This window comes from Gemella sp. zg-1178 (assembly GCF_018790995.1).
Classification (GTDB): domain Bacteria; phylum Bacillota; class Bacilli; order Staphylococcales; family Gemellaceae; genus Gemelliphila.
Genome location: NZ_JAHKEI010000026.1, coordinates 1 through 16,481 on the forward strand (window position 1 = coordinate 1; position 16,481 = coordinate 16,481).

A 16,481-nucleotide genomic window follows, 5' to 3' on the forward strand; every position below is an offset into this window, starting at 1 on the left:
AAATTGATTTTGAATTTATGGACGCTTATATAAGCGAGCTAGAAGAGGAGCGTATAAGCGAGCTAGCCGCTTACTTGACAGTAAGCGGCTTGGATAACTACAAGTTATCCACTCTTGAGCGTGAGGCTCTAGACCTTGTCTTAGCAGATAAACTTACTTGGGCAGAGTTTAGGATTGGGGATTTGTTTGAGAAACTAAATTTAAAATTTAAAAAAGCAAAATTCAATAAAGAAACAGATGTATCAAAAATAAAGACAGCAGAATTTAATATACCATTAGTAAATGCAAAATACGGAGATAATGGAATTATGTATTACGGAAGAAGTTCTGATTTTGAAAGTGCAGGAATGACAATAGATATAATAAATGATGGTGCAATTTCAACAGGTTCTGTATATCCTCAACCACAGAGAACAGGAGTATTATATAATGCTTATCTAATAAAACCATTTTTTGAAGTTAATAATCATATATTATATTTTTTATCATCTTCGATAGAAAAATCAATAAAAGAAAAATTTGGCTACGAAAACAAAGCAGGTTGGGAAAAAGTAAAAAAAGAATTTATCCAACTCCCAACCAAAAACGGTCAAATTGACTTTGAATTTATAAATACCCTAGTATCAGCCGTACAGAAGTTAGTTATTAAAGACGTGGTACTTTACGCTGATAAAAAAATTCAAGCAACTAAAGAGGTTGTGAAGAGGAAGTAAAAAATATAAGGAGTTAAAATATGAATAATGAAATAAAATTATTTGAGGGCAATAAGATACGTTCGATTTGGGATAGGGACAAAGAAGACTGGTATTTTAGCATAATTGATGTTGTCGCAGTCTTGACGGAGAGTACAAATCCTAGAGATTATTGGTATCGTGTAAAAAAAAGGATGTCAACCGAAGAAAAAAGTGAGTTGTCGACAATTTGTCGACAACTGAAATTAGAATCTTCAGACGGTAAAAAATACAATACAGACGTTGCCGATATGCAAGGAATTTTCCGTATCATACAATCTATACCTTCACCCAAGGCAGAACCATTTAAGATGTGGCTTGCCCAAGTAGGTAAAGAAAGAATTGATGAAATAATTGACCCGGAACTAACAATCGACAGAGCCTTAGAAACTTATCTAAAAAAAGGCTATACAAGAGAATGGATTAACCAAAGACTACAAGCTATTCAAGTTAGAAAAGAATTAACTGATACTTGGCAAGACCATGGAGTAAGAGAGGGTAGAGAGTATGCAATCCTTACAAATGAAATTACTAAGGCTTGGACAGGTATGACAACAAGACAATATAAAGACTATAAAGGTTTAAAGAAACAAAACCTTAGAGATAATATGTCTACACTTGAACTAGTATTAAATATGCTTGCAGAAGCTACAACGACAGAACTTGCCAATGCAACCAATCCACAAGGATTAGAAGAAAATAAAAAAGTTGCAAAACGTGGTGGCTCTATTGCAGGAAATGCTAGAAAAGAAATTGAAGAAGAAACAGGGCAAGCTGTAATAACATCAAAAAATGCTATTGATTTTGGAAAATTGATTGGTGATGTAACAAAATCAATTTCAGAAGATAAAAAATAAAATTTCAAAAAAGATAAGAAATAATCAAACTGTGATAAATTTTTACTCTTTAAAAATAAAAGTTGTAGAGTAAATGTATAAAACATTGTAAAGTAAAAAAAGCAGACACTAAAGAAAATAAATTTTAAAAAAATAAAATTTTCTTATCTTTTTTCTACTCAAAACCAACTACAAATTTCATTAAAACTTAAAAATAAAAACTTACAGATATTTTTAACTGTAAGTTTTATTTTTTTAAGTTTTCAAGAATGGTATTGAGTAAATTTATAGTTATTTGTGGTAGCTGTTCATTTTTTCTAAAGATTGCTATATATTCAGCCTTAATATCAGTTTTCTTAAAACTATAAATTGTAGCATCTTCTTCAAGATAATTATTAATTAAATTTTCTGGAATAAAGGTGCAGCCCATACCAGATTTAGCAAGATTGACTGCTGTCGGTACGGTACTTGTCGTAATAGAAGTATTTAATTCTAAATTATTTTTTTTGAAAAAATTTTCTACCATTTTTCCTATGCCGTATTGCAAGGGTGTTAAAATTATAGGTTCATTATTTAAGAGGGCTAGGGACTTAGAAAATTTTGTAATATCCTTTATCTTACCATTATATAGTTTGCTAGATTTGGGAGCGAATAAATACATATTTTCAGTGTAGATAATATTATAGGATAATTTTTCATTGAATATGGGCGACATACCAATAACAACATCGAGCTGGTTATTTTCTAACATTTCTTCGGAAATATTTTGATTTTTCTCAAATAATTCAATCATAATATTAGGATTTGTCTGTTTAAATTGGGGTATAACCTTATATAACATAGCCGTTGCCAAAGCTGGATTTATACCCAGACGAATTTTTCCTTTTTTGTTATTACGTATCAAGTCAAATTCACTCTGCATTTTCTGTTCCAACTTATCTATTTCAGTCAGATAGTTAAGGTATCTTTCCCCTGCAAAAGTTAAATTTATTTGCCCATTTATTTTTTGAAAAATTTTAATTTCTAATTCTTCTTCAATATTTTTAATAAATTTACTCAAGTAGGGTTGCGATACAAAAAGTTCAGTAGCTGCCTTTGTAATATTTTTACTTGTAATAATTTTAGTAAGATAGTCTAATTTTCTCTTATTATCCATATAAGCTCCTGTAAATAACTAAAGAGTTATAAAAAAATTCTATTTAGTTATATTTAAAAATTTTATAATTTATTAGTGTTATAACAAGTTGATATATATTATACAGAAAAATTTCTATAAAAGCTATTAAATAAAATAAATTTAATTTTTCTTTTAAATAATTACTAAATTTTAAAAATAACTATTTGGTTATATTTTTTATTTTAAAAGGAATTTTACAAGAAATTTTAAGTCTATTAAAATTAAGTTAAGAAAAATAAAAGGAGTATTAATTATGAATAATCTTTTAAATAAAATTTATAAAATTTTAGAAGAAAAAGAAGAACGCATGATAGAAATTCGTCGTTATCTGCACGAAAATCCAGAATTATCTTTTTATGAAACTGAGACGGCAAAGTATATAAAAAATTTTTATAAAGATAAGGATTGTCAGGTAAAAACTAATGTTGGTGATGGCTACGGAATAGTTGTTGATATTATGGGAGCAAAACCAGGAAAAACTATTGCTATTCGTGCTGATTTTGACGCTCTACCAATTCAAGAGGAAACAGGTTTACCTTATGCTTCAAAGAAAAAAGGAGTAATGCACGCTTGTGGTCATGACGCACACACAGCCTATATGTTGGTTTTGGCAGAAACGCTTATTGAATTAAAAGATGAATTAAGCGGTAATGTTAGGGTAATTCATCAGCCAGCAGAAGAAGTGCCACCTGGTGGAGCAAAATCTATGGTTGAGGCTGGAGTTCTTGATAATGTAGACGCAGTTTTAGGTATTCATGTTATGAGTACAATGCCAACAGGAAATGTTGAGTACAGGGCAGGTGCAATTCAAACAGGACGAGCAAATTTTAAGGTTACCTTAAAAGGAAAGGGTGGTCATGGTTCAATGCCACATATTGCTAATGATACGATAGTTGCGGCATCTCATTTTGTAACTGCGGTGCAAACTATAATTAGTAGAAGAGTAAATCCTTTTGATACAGCAGTAGTTACTATTGGTTCATTTGATGGAGTGGGTTCTGCTAACGTAATAAAAGAAAAAGTAACTTTGGAGGGTGATGTTCGTATTATGAATGAAGAAGCCCGTGATGTTATCGAAAAAGAATTTACAAAATTATTAGCAGGTATCAGTTCAGCCTTTGGTCTTGAATATGAACTTGATTACAAAAATGATTATCCGGTCTTGGTAAATGATTATGAAGTTACAACTCTAGTAAAAAAATCACTAGAAGAAAATAAAATAGCAGAAGTTAAAAATGTTCTTGAGTGTCCTAAGCAAACACCGTCAGAAGATTTTGCTTATTATGCACAAGAAAAACCAAGTTGTTTCTTTTATGTAGGAGCTTATAAAGAAGGGTCTGTAATGTATCCACACCATAATCCAAAATTTAATATTGATGAAAAATCAATATTAATATCTGCCAAAGCTATGGCAACAGCCTTATTAGAATGTTTAAAGGAGAATGAATAAAATGCAAACAAATTACAAGGGAACAAATAAATTATTAATCGGTATTGTACTAGCAGTTTTAGCTTTTTGGTTATTTGCCCAATCAATGTTAAATATAGCACCTGACGTACAAAAAACTTTAAAAATTTCAGCTGGTGCTATGAATATCGGTATTTCAATAACGGCTCTATTTTCTGGAATTTTTATTGTTGCAGCTGGAGGTTTAGCTGATAAATTAGGTCGTGTTAAATTTTCTTTAATAGGTCTTGTTTTAAATATTATAGGCTCAGCCCTATTAGTAGTTGCGACTGGTTCAGGTTTATTTATAGTAGGTCGTGCCTTGCAAGGTCTTGCTGCCGCATTTATTATGCCAGCAACAATGGCACTTGTTAAAACTTATTATGACGGAGCAGAACGTCAACGTGCAGTTAGTTACTGGTCAATCGGTTCTTGGGGTGGTTCTGGTCTTTGCTCTTTATTTGGTGGGGCAGTTTCTAGTTCACTAGGTTGGAAGTATGTATTTATTATTTCGATTGTTGTTTCAGTAATAAGTATTTTACTAATTATGGGAACTCCAGAAAGTAAAGTTAAATCTGATAAAAAACAAAGTTTCGATTATGTAGGATTAACTATTTTTGTAATAACAATGCTAGCCTTAAATATCGGAATTTCTAAAGGAAAAGAATTAGGTTTCTTAAGTCCGCTAACATTAGGTTTAATAGCAGTAGTAATTGTTGGTCTATATGTTTTCTACAAAGTTGAAGTTAGTAAAAGCAATTCTTTTATAGATTTTTCTTTATTCAAAAATCAAGGTTACCTAGGGGCAACAATTTCTAACTTTTTACTTAATGCAGTAGCTGGAACATTATTTGTAATTAATTCTTACATGCAACAAGGTCGTGGCTTAAATTCTCAAAAAGCCGGTATGATGTCTTTAGGTTATCTAGTTTGTGTTTTAATTACTATCCGTATCGGAGAAAAATTATTACAAAAAATGGGTTCAAGAAAACCAATGTTAATTGGTACTCTTATTAATGCTATCGGGATAGCTCTTATGGCTTTAACAATGGTTCAAGGTTCAACTTATTTTGTTTTAGTATTTATTGGTTATGCCTTATTCGGAACGGGTCTTGGAATTTATGCAACACCTTCAACAGATACAGCAATTTCAAGTGTACCAAACGAAAAAGCTGGAGTTGCAGCAGGAATTTATAAAATGGCAAGTTCATTAGGTGGAGCTATCGGAGTTACGATATCAGCAGCAGTTTATAATGGTTTAGCATCTGGCAAAGATTTTACAGCTGGAGCAACTTACGGATTAATTACTAACGTAGCATTTTGTATATTTGCAATCATGTCAATAGTATTTATAATACCTAAGAAAAAATAAATAATTTTAACTCAACACATACTAATCTAAATTTAGTTAGTTGTGTTGGGTTTTTTAATATTAAGTTTAAAACTAAGTTTACAATTTTAGCTTTTGTTGACATTCTAATTAATATAATATAGAATTATCATATATTGGAATAAGGAGAAGTCTATATTAGACGTGTTTCAGATTATGACAAAAAAAATATTGGTTACAGGTGGAGCTGGTTATATCGGTTCTCACACTTGTGTTGAATTATTAAATTCAGGTTATGAAGTTGTAGTTGTAGATAACTTATATAATGCTAATGAAAAAAGTTTAGAAGTAGTAAAAAAAATAACTGGTAAAGATTTGACTTTTTATAAGGCAGATATTCGTGACGAGAAAAAAATTGATGAAATTTTTAAAAAAGAAAAAAATATTTTTGGTGTTATCCACTTTGCAGGTTTAAAAGCAGTAGGTGAATCTTGCCAAATTCCTCTGACTTATTATGACAATAATATTTCTGGTACGCTAGTTTTGTGTGAAGTTATGAAAAAAAATAATTGTAAGAATATAATTTTCTCATCTTCTGCAACGGTATATGGCGACCCGCATACAGTGCCTATAAAAGAAGATTTTCCACTTTCAGCAACTAATCCTTATGGACGAACTAAGTTAATGTTAGAACAAATTTTAGGAGATGTTTATACGGCTGATAAAGAATGGAATATTGTGTTACTTAGATACTTTAATCCGATAGGGGCTCATGAATGTGGAGATATGGGAGAAGACCCAAACGGCATTCCAAATAATTTACTTCCTTACATATCACAAGTGGCAGTAGGAAAATTAGAAAAAGTAAATGTTTTTGGTAATGACTATGACACACATGACGGAACTGGGGTGCGTGATTATATCCACGTTGTAGACTTGGCAAAAGGTCATGTTCTAGCCCTTAAAAAATTAGCAGCTAATTCTGGTTTATCTGTTTATAATTTAGGAACTGGAAAGGGCTATTCAGTTCTTGATGTTATAAAAAATATGAGTATTGCCGTGGGTAGAGAATTACCTTATGTTATTACCGAGCGTCGTAGCGGAGATATTGCAACTTGCTATGCTGATGCGAGCAGGGCAAAAGAAGAGTTAGGCTGGCAGGCAGAATATGATATTTCAAGAATGTGTGAAGATTCTTGGCGTTGGCAAAGTAAACATCCAGACGGTTATAAAGAATAGTAATAATATTGGAGTAGACTTTAGCGGGCTACTCCATAATTATTTTGAGAATTTATAAAATTTTAAAATTTACTTAAGTAATAAAATTTTAGAAGTTGATAGTCAAAATATTGATAAAGGAAAAATATAATGAAATTTATAGATAATATAAGCATAGAAAAATATAATGAATTTGTAGAAAAAAATATAAATTGTAGTATTTTTCAATCTCCTGGCTGGGTAAAAGTAAAAAATACTTGGGGGTATAAAAGACTTGCTGTCATAGATGATAATTCTAACGTTTTAGCGACGGCACAAATTTTAACAAGAAGCGGTCTATGGTATCTACCGAGAGGTCCCATTCTTGATTATAATAATGCAGAACTCTTAGAATATTTTTTAAAAAACTTAAAATTATATGCAAAAAAAAATAAGGCTAAGTTATTAAAAATAGATATTCCTGAACCCTTGAAAAATGCCCCTAAAAAAGAATTTCTTGAAGCTAAAGAAGATAGCAAAAAAGAAAGTATCATGTCAATTTTTAAAAAGGCTAAATTCAAGCACAAGGGCTTTACTTTGCAAATGAGCGACACTATCCAACCAAGATTTGAAGCTGTAACCTATTTGAGCGAAAATTTTGAAGCTGAACTGCCAAAACGCACACATAGATTATTAAAAAATTCAGAAAAAATATTAATTGAAACACAGTGTATGGACAAAAATGGTTTAGATGACTTGATGTTTGCCCTATCGGGTACGGAGCAAAGAAAAAATATTACTTTACGTAATAAGGAATATTTTGAAAATCTTTTTGAAATTTACGGCAAAGACTGTATAATTTATACAGCCTACATGGATGTTAAAAATTCACTAAGTAACTGCAGGCAAAAAGAAGAAGAAATTTTAGAAGAAATAGCTAGTCTTAATGAGAAGATGCGTAAGAAAAAATATAAACTTGAAGAGAGCTTGCAGGGAATACAAGGTTTAATAAAATATTTTGAAGACTTATATGAAGAAACTCATGAAGAAAGACACGTAATTTCTTCGGTAATATCAGTTAAATACGGCCTAAGTTCAGAAATTCTTTATGGCGGTATGAACGGTAAATTTTCAAAAATCCCTGCTCAATACAAGGTCTATGTAGAAACAATGAAGAAATTTTTTGAAATGGGAGCAGTAAAAACTTCTATGGGTGGTGTAGAAGGTAGCCTTGAAGATGGATTATTACTTTACAAGTCTAATTTTAATCCAAATGTAGTTGAACATTACGGAGAGTTTGATTACGCCATTAGCAAAACTTATAAGTTTATGTATGACTATGGTCTGCCTTTACGCAGAAAAATTTTAAAATTAATAAGAAGATAAAACTGTAAAATATTTATTTTACAGTTTTTTATTTTAGAAAAATAAAATAATTTTTAATTTTTGTATAAGAAAAAATTTTTAAAAAATAAAAATTCTAAACAGAAAATATTATTTTTTTAGAAAAATCTTAACTTAATAAAGCATTGCTAAAAAATTTAAAAATTGCTATAATGTAAACAATGTAAGAAGAATGGAGTGTGAAAAAGTGTTTAACCATAGAGTAATAGAAAAAAAATGGCAAGATTATTGGGAAAAAAATAAAACTTTTAAAACAAGCGACGATATGTCTAAGGAAAAATTTTATGCCCTAGATATGTTTCCTTATCCATCAGGAGCTGGTCTGCATGTAGGACATCCAGAGGGTTATACAGCAACTGACATATTGAGTAGATATAAGAGGGCTAAGGGTTATAATGTTCTTCATCCTATGGGCTGGGACGCATTTGGTTTACCTGCTGAACAATATGCCCTGGATACTGGTAATGACCCGAGAGAATTTACGAAAAAAAATATTGACACCTTCCGTCGCCAAATAAAAGAATTAGGATTTTCTTATGATTGGGATAGGGAAGTTGATACAACAGACCCTAACTACTACAAGTGGACGCAGTGGATTTTTATTCAATTATACAATAAGGGCTTGGCTTATGTTGATGAAGTTCCTGTAAACTGGTGTCCAGCTTTGGGAACAGTTTTATCAAATGAAGAAGTAGTAGACGGAGTTTCAGAACGTGGAGGTCATCCTGTTGAACGCCGACCTATGCGACAATGGGTTCTAAAAATAACAGAATATGCAGAAAGATTACTTCAAGATTTAGAAGAATTAGACTGGCCTGAAAGTTTAAAAGCCATGCAAAGAAACTGGATTGGAAAATCTGAGGGAGCAGAAGTAGATTTTGAAATTTTTGGACATGACGAGAAATTTACAGTATTTACAACACGTCCTGACACCTTGTTTGGAGCAACCTACTGTGTATTAGCTCCTGAACATAAATTAGTAGAAAAAATTACAAGCCCTGAACAAAAAGATGTAGTTGAAAAATACTTAGAAGAAGTAAAACGCAAATCTGATTTGCAACGTACCGACCTTAACAAAGATAAAACAGGAGTATTTACTGGGGCTTATGCAATCAATCCAATAAATAATAAAAAAATTCCGATTTGGATAGCTGACTATGTTCTTATGTCCTACGGAACTGGGGCTATCATGTCAGTACCTGCCCACGACGAGCGAGATTTTGAATTTGCTAAAAAATTTAATTTGCCGATTATATCAGTAATAGCTGGTGGAGATGTTGAAAAATCTGTCCACTTAGAAGATAATGAACACATCAATTCAGAATTTTTAGACGGACTTAACAAGGCTGAAGCCATAGAAAAAGCAATAGAATTTTTAGAAAAAAATAATTTAGGTCAGAAAAAAGTAACCTATAAACTACGTGATTGGTTATTCTCTCGCCAGCGTTACTGGGGAGAACCAATACCAGTAATTACTTGGGAAGATGGAACAATGACGACTGTTCCTGAAGATGAATTGCCTCTACTGCTACCAGAAACAGACAATATAAAACCATCTGGCACAGGAGAATCACCCCTAGCTAATCTAAGTGATTGGGTAAATGTAGTTTGTCAAAAAACTGGTAAAAAAGGAAAAAGAGAAACTAATACAATGCCTCAATGGGCTGGCTCTTGCTGGTACTATTTAAGATACATAGACCCTAATAATAGCGAAAAATTTGCTGACCCAGAAAAATTAAAATATTGGTTGCCAGTTGATATTTATATAGGGGGAGCTGAGCATGCAGTTCTGCATTTACTTTATGCAAGATTTTGGCACAAAGTTTTATACGATTTAGGACTAGTTCCAACAAAAGAACCCTTCCAAAAATTATTCAATCAAGGTATGATTTTAGCAGAAAGTAAAAATGGCAAACCAGAAAAAATGTCGAAATCAAAAGGCAATGTAGTAAATCCAGACGATATTGTAAAATCACACGGAGCTGATACACTAAGAGTTTACGAAATGTTTATGGGGCCACTTGATGCGTCGATAGCTTGGTCAACAAATGGTTTAGACGGTTCACGCCGTTTCCTAGATAGAGTTTATCGCTTGCTTGTCAATGAAGAAACAAATCAAGTTAGTGAAAAAATTGTCGACAAGGATAATACTGATTTAGAAATAAGTTACAATTTCACAGTAAAAAAAGTTGGAGAAGATATAGAAAATCTACAATTCAATACAGCAATTTCACAACTTATGGTTTTCGTAAATGACTGTAACAAGGCAGAATTTATTCCGAAAAAATACGCTTTAGGATTTATTCAATTACTAGCTCCATTTGCACCACACTTAGCAGAAGAAATGTGGGCTATATATGGCAATGCAGAAACTTTAGCCTATGCTTCATGGCCGACTTATGACGAAAGCAAACTTGTAAGCAATACAGTAGAAATAGTTGTTCAAGTGTTAGGTAAGGTAAGAACAAAATTAGAACTTGCCAAAGATTTGTCAAAAGAAGAACTAGAAAAACAAGTTTTAGATAATAAAGAAGTTCAAACATTAATAGAAGGAAAAAATCTTGTAAAAGTAATTTCAGTTCCAAATAGATTAGTAAACTTGGTTGTAAAATAAGGAGAAAATATGGAAGAATTAATTTATAATATTGTTAGTGAAATTGTAGAACATAAGGAAGAAATAAAAATAGAAAAATTTATAAAAAATGCTAGAGAGCATTATGTTCTAAGTGTCCACCCAGACGATTGCGGAAGAATAATAGGCAAAAAGGGTATGACTATTAATGCCATAAGAACAGTACTAAATTCTACAAACTTCACAAAAAAAGTTTATTTCAATATAGCTGAATAAGAAAGGAGACCTAGTTTTTAAATTTTAAAAATTAGGTCTTTTATCTTGTAATCTTTAAAATAATAGTGTATAATATATAAAATCAATAAAGTATTAAAGTAATAATTGTAATATAGGTATAAGTTATGTAAGTGAACGGTGGTTTATTTTTTATTTATTATCTTTGGAGCAAAAATTATATTAAATAGGTATTGATAAAAAATAAAATTTAAGGAGACCGAGCTTATGCAACAAGGTACAGTAAAATGGTTTAACGAAGAAAAAGGATTTGGATTTATTTCAGTAGAGGGTGGAAAAGATGTATTCGTACATTTTTCAGCTATCACTAAAGAAGGATTCAAAACTCTTAAAGAAGGGGACAAGGTAGAATTTTTAGTAGAAGAAGGAAATCGTGGTCCTCAAGCTGCAAATGTAGTTGTTCTTTAATAAGGTATATTTTAAGTTAAAAAGTCAGAGATTTTTCTCTGGCTTTTTTATTTTTTGCTATATTTTCTTGGAGTTTTATTAATAAAGTAAAATTTTATAATTTTAGGGAAAAATATTTATTTTTTAAGATATTTTTATAGCATATTTTAATAAAATATATTATAATTTATAAAACATAGGTAAATTGTCTAAAAATAATTTTAATAAAAGTTCTAATAATATATAAATAAACTATAATAAATAATATAAGTTAAATAGGAGGAAAAAATGGACAAGAAGAAGAAATATGCTATAAGGAAGCTAACAGTAGGCGCAGTGTCAATAGCGGTTGGTTTAAGCCTAGTAGCTAGCAATATAAAGACAGAAGCCCAAGAACCCAAAGGGCTAGAAACAAAATATAATAAAGAAGACGGCTACATAGGCGAGACAAAAGACGATTCAATATTAGGTGTATTATATAAAAAAGAGGGTAGAATATTCCTAAAAGCAAAAGCCCTGCACGATGTAGAAAATGTAAGTGTAGAAATATATGACCAAAAAGGCAATAAGTACCTAAGTAAAATAGCAAAACTTAAAGCAGAAGAAGAAGAAGAAATAGAAGTAAAAAAAGAAGGGAAAAGAGTACTACCTAATACAGCTTTGGTAAGAAAAACACTAGCCTTTGAAGCCCAAACAGGGGAAGATAGCTATAAAGTGCGAATAAGCTATGATGTAGAGGAGGATATCCAAGCGGCAAGCCCAGAAGTCCCAGCAAGTCCAGGAGCAGAATCAAGACCAGCTGAGAATACAGGAACAGAATCTCAACCAGACACAGGAGCAGCAACAAGCCCAGGAACAGGAACAGAATCTCAACCAGACACAGGAGCAGCAACAAGCCCAGCAGCTCCAGCAGGAACTGGAGCAGAACCAGCAGGAACTGGAGCAAGTCCAGGAACTGGTGGGAATATGGCAGAATCTGAAGAAGCAGCTCCAGCAAGCCCAGAAGCACCAGCAGGAAACCCTGGAGCAATGGCAGAAGCTGAACCAGAATCAGGAACAGTTGTAAGAACTCAACCAGGGAATGAGGAGGGTATGGCAGAAGCAAGTCCAACAGCCCCAGAATCTCCAGCTGAGAATACAGTAAATCATGAAATGCCAGGAACTGGTGGAGAGATGCCAGCAACAAGCCCAGGAACAGGAACAGAATCTCAACCAATGGCAGACACAGGAGCAGAACCAGCGGGAACTGGTGGAGATATGGCAGCAGCAAGCCCAGAAGTCCCAGCTGAAAACACAGGAACAGAATCTCAACCAATGGCAGACACAGGAGCAGAAACAGGTCCAGCAGGAAGAGGTGAAGTAGCCCCAGCAGGACCAGAATCAAGTCCAGAGGCAGAAGCAAACCCAGGAACTGCTGGAGCAGAAGCAGGGACTGCGGCAAGTCCAGGAGCAGAATCAAGACCAGAGGCTGGAGCAATGCCAGGAAATGATGCAAGTCCAGAAGCTCCAGCAGGAAGTGGCGAAACAGCACCAGCAGGAAACCCTGGAGCAATGGCAGAATCTCAACCAGACACTGGAGCAGAAGCAGCCCCAGAACCAGCAGGAAGTGGCGAAACAGCCCCAGAAGCAAGTCCAGCAGCCCCAGCAGGAAGTGGACAACCAGAATCAAGCCTAGAGGCAGAAGCAAGCCCAGAAAATGGTGGAGCGATGGCAGAGTCTGAACCAGAATCAGGAACAGTTGTAAGAACTCAACCAGGAAATAATGAGGGCATGGCAGAAGCAAGTCCAGGAGTTGAAGAAAGACCAGAAGCTGGATCAATGCCAGGAGATGAAGCAAGCTCAGGGCAACCAACAGCCCCAGCAGAAAATAATGGAGAGATGCCAGCGGCAAGCCCAGAAAACGGGGGAGCGATGGCAGAATCTGGAGAACCAGCAGGAACTGGAGCAGAAGCAGGAACAGTTGTAAGAACTCAACCAGGAAATGATGCAAGTCCAGAAACTCAACCAATGGCAGACACAGGAACAGAACCAAGCCCAGCAGCTGAAGAAAGACCAGAAGCTGGATCAATGCCAGGAACTGGTGGAGATATGCCAGCAACAAGCCCAGCAGCACCAGAAGCACCAGCTGAGAACACAGGAGCAGAACCAGCAGGAACTGGAGCAGAAGCAGGAACAGTTGTAAGAACTCAACCAGGAAATAATGAGGGCATGGCAGAAGCAAGTCCAGGAGCTGAAGAAAGACCAGAAGCTGGATCAATGCCAGGAACTGGTGGAGATATGCCAGCAGCAAGCCCAGCAGAAAACAATGGAGCAATGGGAGAAAATACAGCAGAAGCAAACCCAGGAACTGGAGCAGAACCAAGCCCAGTAGCCCCTGCAGGAAACCCTGGAGCAATGGCAGGAGCTGAACCAGAATCAGGAACAGTTGGAAGTGGACAACCAGGAGCTGAGGGTATGGCAGAAGCAAGCCCAACAGCCCCAGCAAGTCCAGCAGCCCCTGCAGGAAGTGGACAACCAGAATCAAGACCAGAGGCAGAAGCAAACCCAGGAACTGCTGGAACAGAAGCAAGTCCAGGAGCTGGATCAATGCCAGGAAATGATGCAAGTCCAGCATCTCAACCAATGGTAGACACTGGAGCAGAAACAGCTCCAGCTGAGAATACAGAAACTGAGGACATGGAAGAAGAAGCTCCAGAACCAGAACCAACAGAAAAGTTATATGTAAATACCAGTGCTGAGTCTAATGGAGACGGAAGTAAAGAAAATCCATATAATGACCTAATGGATGCTATAGAGGCCGCAAATGATGGGGAAGCTGTCGTCTTACTGGGAGATGTTAATTTATCAACATCTATGAACAATAGTACCCTAACTACTAGTAAATCTATAACTATTGATGGGCAGGGATATACAATTTCTGGTAGAGACCTAAGCTATTCATTTAAAGGAGACAAAACAGTACTAAAAAACATAACACTATCTAGCACGCAAGATGGTTCTACCCCTCAATATATCTATACTAACCACTCTAGTGTAACCTTTGATAATGTAACAACAAGACCAATGGGTACTCAAAATCAAGATGCTTTTATCTTAGTAGTAGGTAGTGATAGTAGTGATGTTGCAACAGAAAAAGATGTTACTGTTATTTTTAAAAACTCACCAGCTCCAACAGAACACGTTCAAGGAAGAGATGGAAAATCTTACACGGGAACTGCCTTTAAAAAAATTATAACTGCTAATATGAATAAGAATACAAGCAGGAAAACAAAACTAAAACTTGACGCTCATACTAGAATCGACACATCAAGTAGCAATCCTATGGGTATAAGTCTATCAAGTGGAAATCATATGAATACTGGAGAAGTTAGTATAACATTAGAAGGAAATAGTGATATAAACTATATTGATGCTAGCAATGCAAGCAATAGTAGCTTAATACTAAAAAACCGAAATGGTAATAAAAAATTAGATATTAAAAATAAGATAAACAATATCACATTAAACAATTCAAGTGTAACTTTTTCTAATAATGTTAAAGATATTGATACATTAGAGATGAAAAATGCCAATGATAGTGTCCAAGTAGCATCATCTACTAATATGAATATAGGAAATATCAAATCAAATGGTGGAAAAATAAAATTAGGATTAAATTCAAGTATAAATGTTAAAAATAATATAAGTGGCAACTTAAATCTGTCAATTAATCCACAAAAATTCGAAATAACTGATGAATCAAATGAAAGAATATATCTTACTGTTGGAAGTGGTAATTTAGATGAGGTAAATGCAAGTATAGAATTTAATGAAAAAAGTGGTGATGCTTCAAATTACAAATTAAAAAAAGAAAGTAATAAACTTAAATTAGTTAGAAAGAATCAAGCTAATATAGCTATGAAAGATGAAGCTTTAGCAGCTCCAACTGCTAGTTTTACTGAACCTGAAGAAGAAGACGGTATTTTAAATGTATTCTTTGATATTAATGGAGAGGGTATTACTAGTAGAAAACTTATAATTAAAAAAGCAAGTGATGATTCTACTTTTAAAAACATAACTTTAGGAAATATGGATTTTTCATATATGCTTAGTGATCTAACAAGCGGTGAAAAATATAAACTGAAATTAGAAATTGAATATGATTTAAAAGACGGTAAAGGAAGTCAAACTCTTGAAGTAGAATATGATAAAGAAGTAAGTGTATAAAAACTAACATAAAATAATACTATTACTAGAACTTAAGATAAAATATGTATATTTCAATTACTTACTAATAATTTTAAAATTTAAAAGTAAGATAATATATAGAAAAATATTTAGGCTAGATAAAAATCTGGTCTAAATATTTTTTATTTTATCATTAGATAGAGCTTAAAATTCTAATTTCACAGAAAATTACTTATTAAAATAAATATAAAAATGCAAGTTTATTATAATTAACTAGGAGCTTATTTTTAATTATTAGACAAGTTTATTAGGAAGTAAAAAAAGAATTAAGATAAGATAATTTAAAAAATAATATATAATTTACTATAAAGAAAGTAGCACTAGTATTTTATTATATATGCTATATGGCGTAAAGATTATAAATATATACTGTTTAAGCATCTAAGAAAATAAACTTATTCACAGCTAATAAATAGAATAATATTCTTTAGAGCTAGTTTTTAAAAAAACCCAAAAAACACTTGACAAGAAACAAAAACAAATGCTAGAATAAAAAAGTCCTAAAAGACCAACAATTCATAGAAAAAAACAAGCAAAAGTTCATAAAATAAAAAATGCTTTTAAACAATTTTAAAAACATTTAAAAAATTTTTAAAAAAACCCAAAAAAGAACTTGACAAAGAAAAAATAGAATGATAGAATATAAAAGCTGTAAAAAAAGCAGCAACTTGAACATTGAAAACTAAAAGAAAAAGTCAACGTTAATTCCAAAAAAAGTTAAAAAAGACAACAAAAACTTTAAAAGAGCTAAACAAACAAACAAATAAAATTTGGAGAGTTTGATCCTGGCTCAGGACGAACGCTGGCGGCGTGCCTAATACATGCAAGTCGAGCGAAAAGATGTAGGAGCTTTGCACCAACAACTTTTAGCGGCGAACG

General features: G+C 33.1%; 11 protein-coding genes and 1 rRNA gene. 11 read left to right on the plus strand and 1 reads right to left on the minus strand.

What is annotated here, in order from left to right:
* Positions 1 to 713, plus strand: a 713-nt coding sequence (locus KMP12_RS06385; RefSeq protein WP_215756909.1) for a restriction endonuclease subunit S, incomplete at its 5' end; no start/stop codon positions are given.
* Between the two features lie 20 nt (positions 714 to 733).
* Positions 734 to 1,588: a BRO family protein gene (locus tag KMP12_RS06390; protein ID WP_215756910.1), complete on the plus strand. Its 855-nt coding sequence runs from the start codon at positions 734 to 736 to the stop codon at positions 1,586 to 1,588.
* Positions 1,589 to 1,814: 226 nt separating this feature from the next.
* Here KMP12_RS06390 and KMP12_RS06395 read toward each other — a convergent pair whose 3' ends face one another.
* Positions 1,815 to 2,723 (minus strand): LysR family transcriptional regulator, encoded by a 909-nt coding sequence (locus tag KMP12_RS06395; RefSeq protein ID WP_215756911.1) that lies wholly within the window; start codon positions 2,721 to 2,723, stop codon positions 1,815 to 1,817.
* Between the two features lie 274 nt (positions 2,724 to 2,997).
* On the opposite strand from KMP12_RS06395, the gene KMP12_RS06400 reads away from it, so the two are divergent.
* From KMP12_RS06400 to KMP12_RS06440, 9 genes are all read left to right on the plus strand, one after another.
* Entirely contained in the window at positions 2,998 to 4,194 is a 1,197-nt protein-coding gene (locus KMP12_RS06400) for a M20 family metallopeptidase (protein ID WP_215756912.1), read from the plus strand.
* Position 4,195: 1 nt separating this feature from the next.
* Complete coding sequence (locus KMP12_RS06405; protein ID WP_215756919.1) at positions 4,196 to 5,563, plus strand: MFS transporter; 1,368 nt, start codon at positions 4,196 to 4,198, stop codon at positions 5,561 to 5,563.
* A gap of 174 nt (positions 5,564 to 5,737) precedes the next feature.
* Positions 5,738 to 6,760: a UDP-glucose 4-epimerase GalE gene (gene galE, locus KMP12_RS06410; protein ID WP_215756913.1), complete on the plus strand. Its 1,023-nt coding sequence runs from the start codon at positions 5,738 to 5,740 to the stop codon at positions 6,758 to 6,760.
* A gap of 129 nt (positions 6,761 to 6,889) precedes the next feature.
* Entirely contained in the window at positions 6,890 to 8,104 is a 1,215-nt protein-coding gene (locus KMP12_RS06415) for a lipid II:glycine glycyltransferase FemX (protein ID WP_215756914.1), read from the plus strand.
* A 190-nt stretch (positions 8,105 to 8,294) separates the two neighbouring features.
* A complete protein-coding gene (gene leuS, locus KMP12_RS06420) occupies positions 8,295 to 10,736 on the plus strand; it encodes a leucine--tRNA ligase (RefSeq protein WP_215756915.1) in 2,442 nt (813 codons plus the stop codon).
* A gap of 9 nt (positions 10,737 to 10,745) precedes the next feature.
* Positions 10,746 to 10,970, plus strand: a complete 225-nt coding sequence (locus KMP12_RS06425; protein WP_215756916.1) for a KH domain-containing protein — start codon at positions 10,746 to 10,748, stop codon at positions 10,968 to 10,970.
* 225 nt (positions 10,971 to 11,195) lie between these two features.
* Positions 11,196 to 11,396, plus strand: coding sequence for a cold-shock protein (locus tag KMP12_RS06430; RefSeq protein WP_215756917.1), 201 nt, complete (start codon positions 11,196 to 11,198; stop codon positions 11,394 to 11,396).
* A gap of 267 nt (positions 11,397 to 11,663) precedes the next feature.
* Positions 11,664 to 15,581, plus strand: a complete 3,918-nt coding sequence (locus tag KMP12_RS06435) for a YSIRK-type signal peptide-containing protein (RefSeq protein WP_215756918.1) — start codon at positions 11,664 to 11,666, stop codon at positions 15,579 to 15,581.
* 788 nt (positions 15,582 to 16,369) lie between these two features.
* Positions 16,370 to 16,481 (plus strand): 16S ribosomal RNA (locus tag KMP12_RS06440); the annotation flags it as partial.

Excerpts from the sequence above, each read along its gene's own strand:
- KMP12_RS06400 (WP_215756912.1), top strand. The coding sequence starts at position 2,998 with ATGAATAATCTTTTAAATAAAATTTATAAAATTTTAGAAGAAAAAGAA.
- leuS (WP_215756915.1), top strand. The coding sequence starts at position 8,295 with ATGGAGTGTGAAAAAGTGTTTAACCATAGAGTAATAGAAAAAAAATGG.
- KMP12_RS06415 (WP_215756914.1), top strand. The coding sequence starts at position 6,890 with ATGAAATTTATAGATAATATAAGCATAGAAAAATATAATGAATTTGTA.
- KMP12_RS06425 (WP_215756916.1), top strand. The coding sequence starts at position 10,746 with ATGGAAGAATTAATTTATAATATTGTTAGTGAAATTGTAGAACATAAG.
- KMP12_RS06390 (WP_215756910.1), top strand. The coding sequence starts at position 734 with ATGAATAATGAAATAAAATTATTTGAGGGCAATAAGATACGTTCGATT.
- KMP12_RS06405 (WP_215756919.1), top strand. The coding sequence starts at position 4,196 with ATGCAAACAAATTACAAGGGAACAAATAAATTATTAATCGGTATTGTA.
- KMP12_RS06435 (WP_215756918.1), top strand. The coding sequence starts at position 11,664 with ATGGACAAGAAGAAGAAATATGCTATAAGGAAGCTAACAGTAGGCGCA.
- galE (WP_215756913.1), top strand. The coding sequence starts at position 5,738 with ATGACAAAAAAAATATTGGTTACAGGTGGAGCTGGTTATATCGGTTCT.
- KMP12_RS06430 (WP_215756917.1), top strand. The coding sequence starts at position 11,196 with ATGCAACAAGGTACAGTAAAATGGTTTAACGAAGAAAAAGGATTTGGA.
- KMP12_RS06395 (WP_215756911.1), bottom strand. The coding sequence starts at position 2,723 with ATGGATAATAAGAGAAAATTAGACTATCTTACTAAAATTATTACAAGT.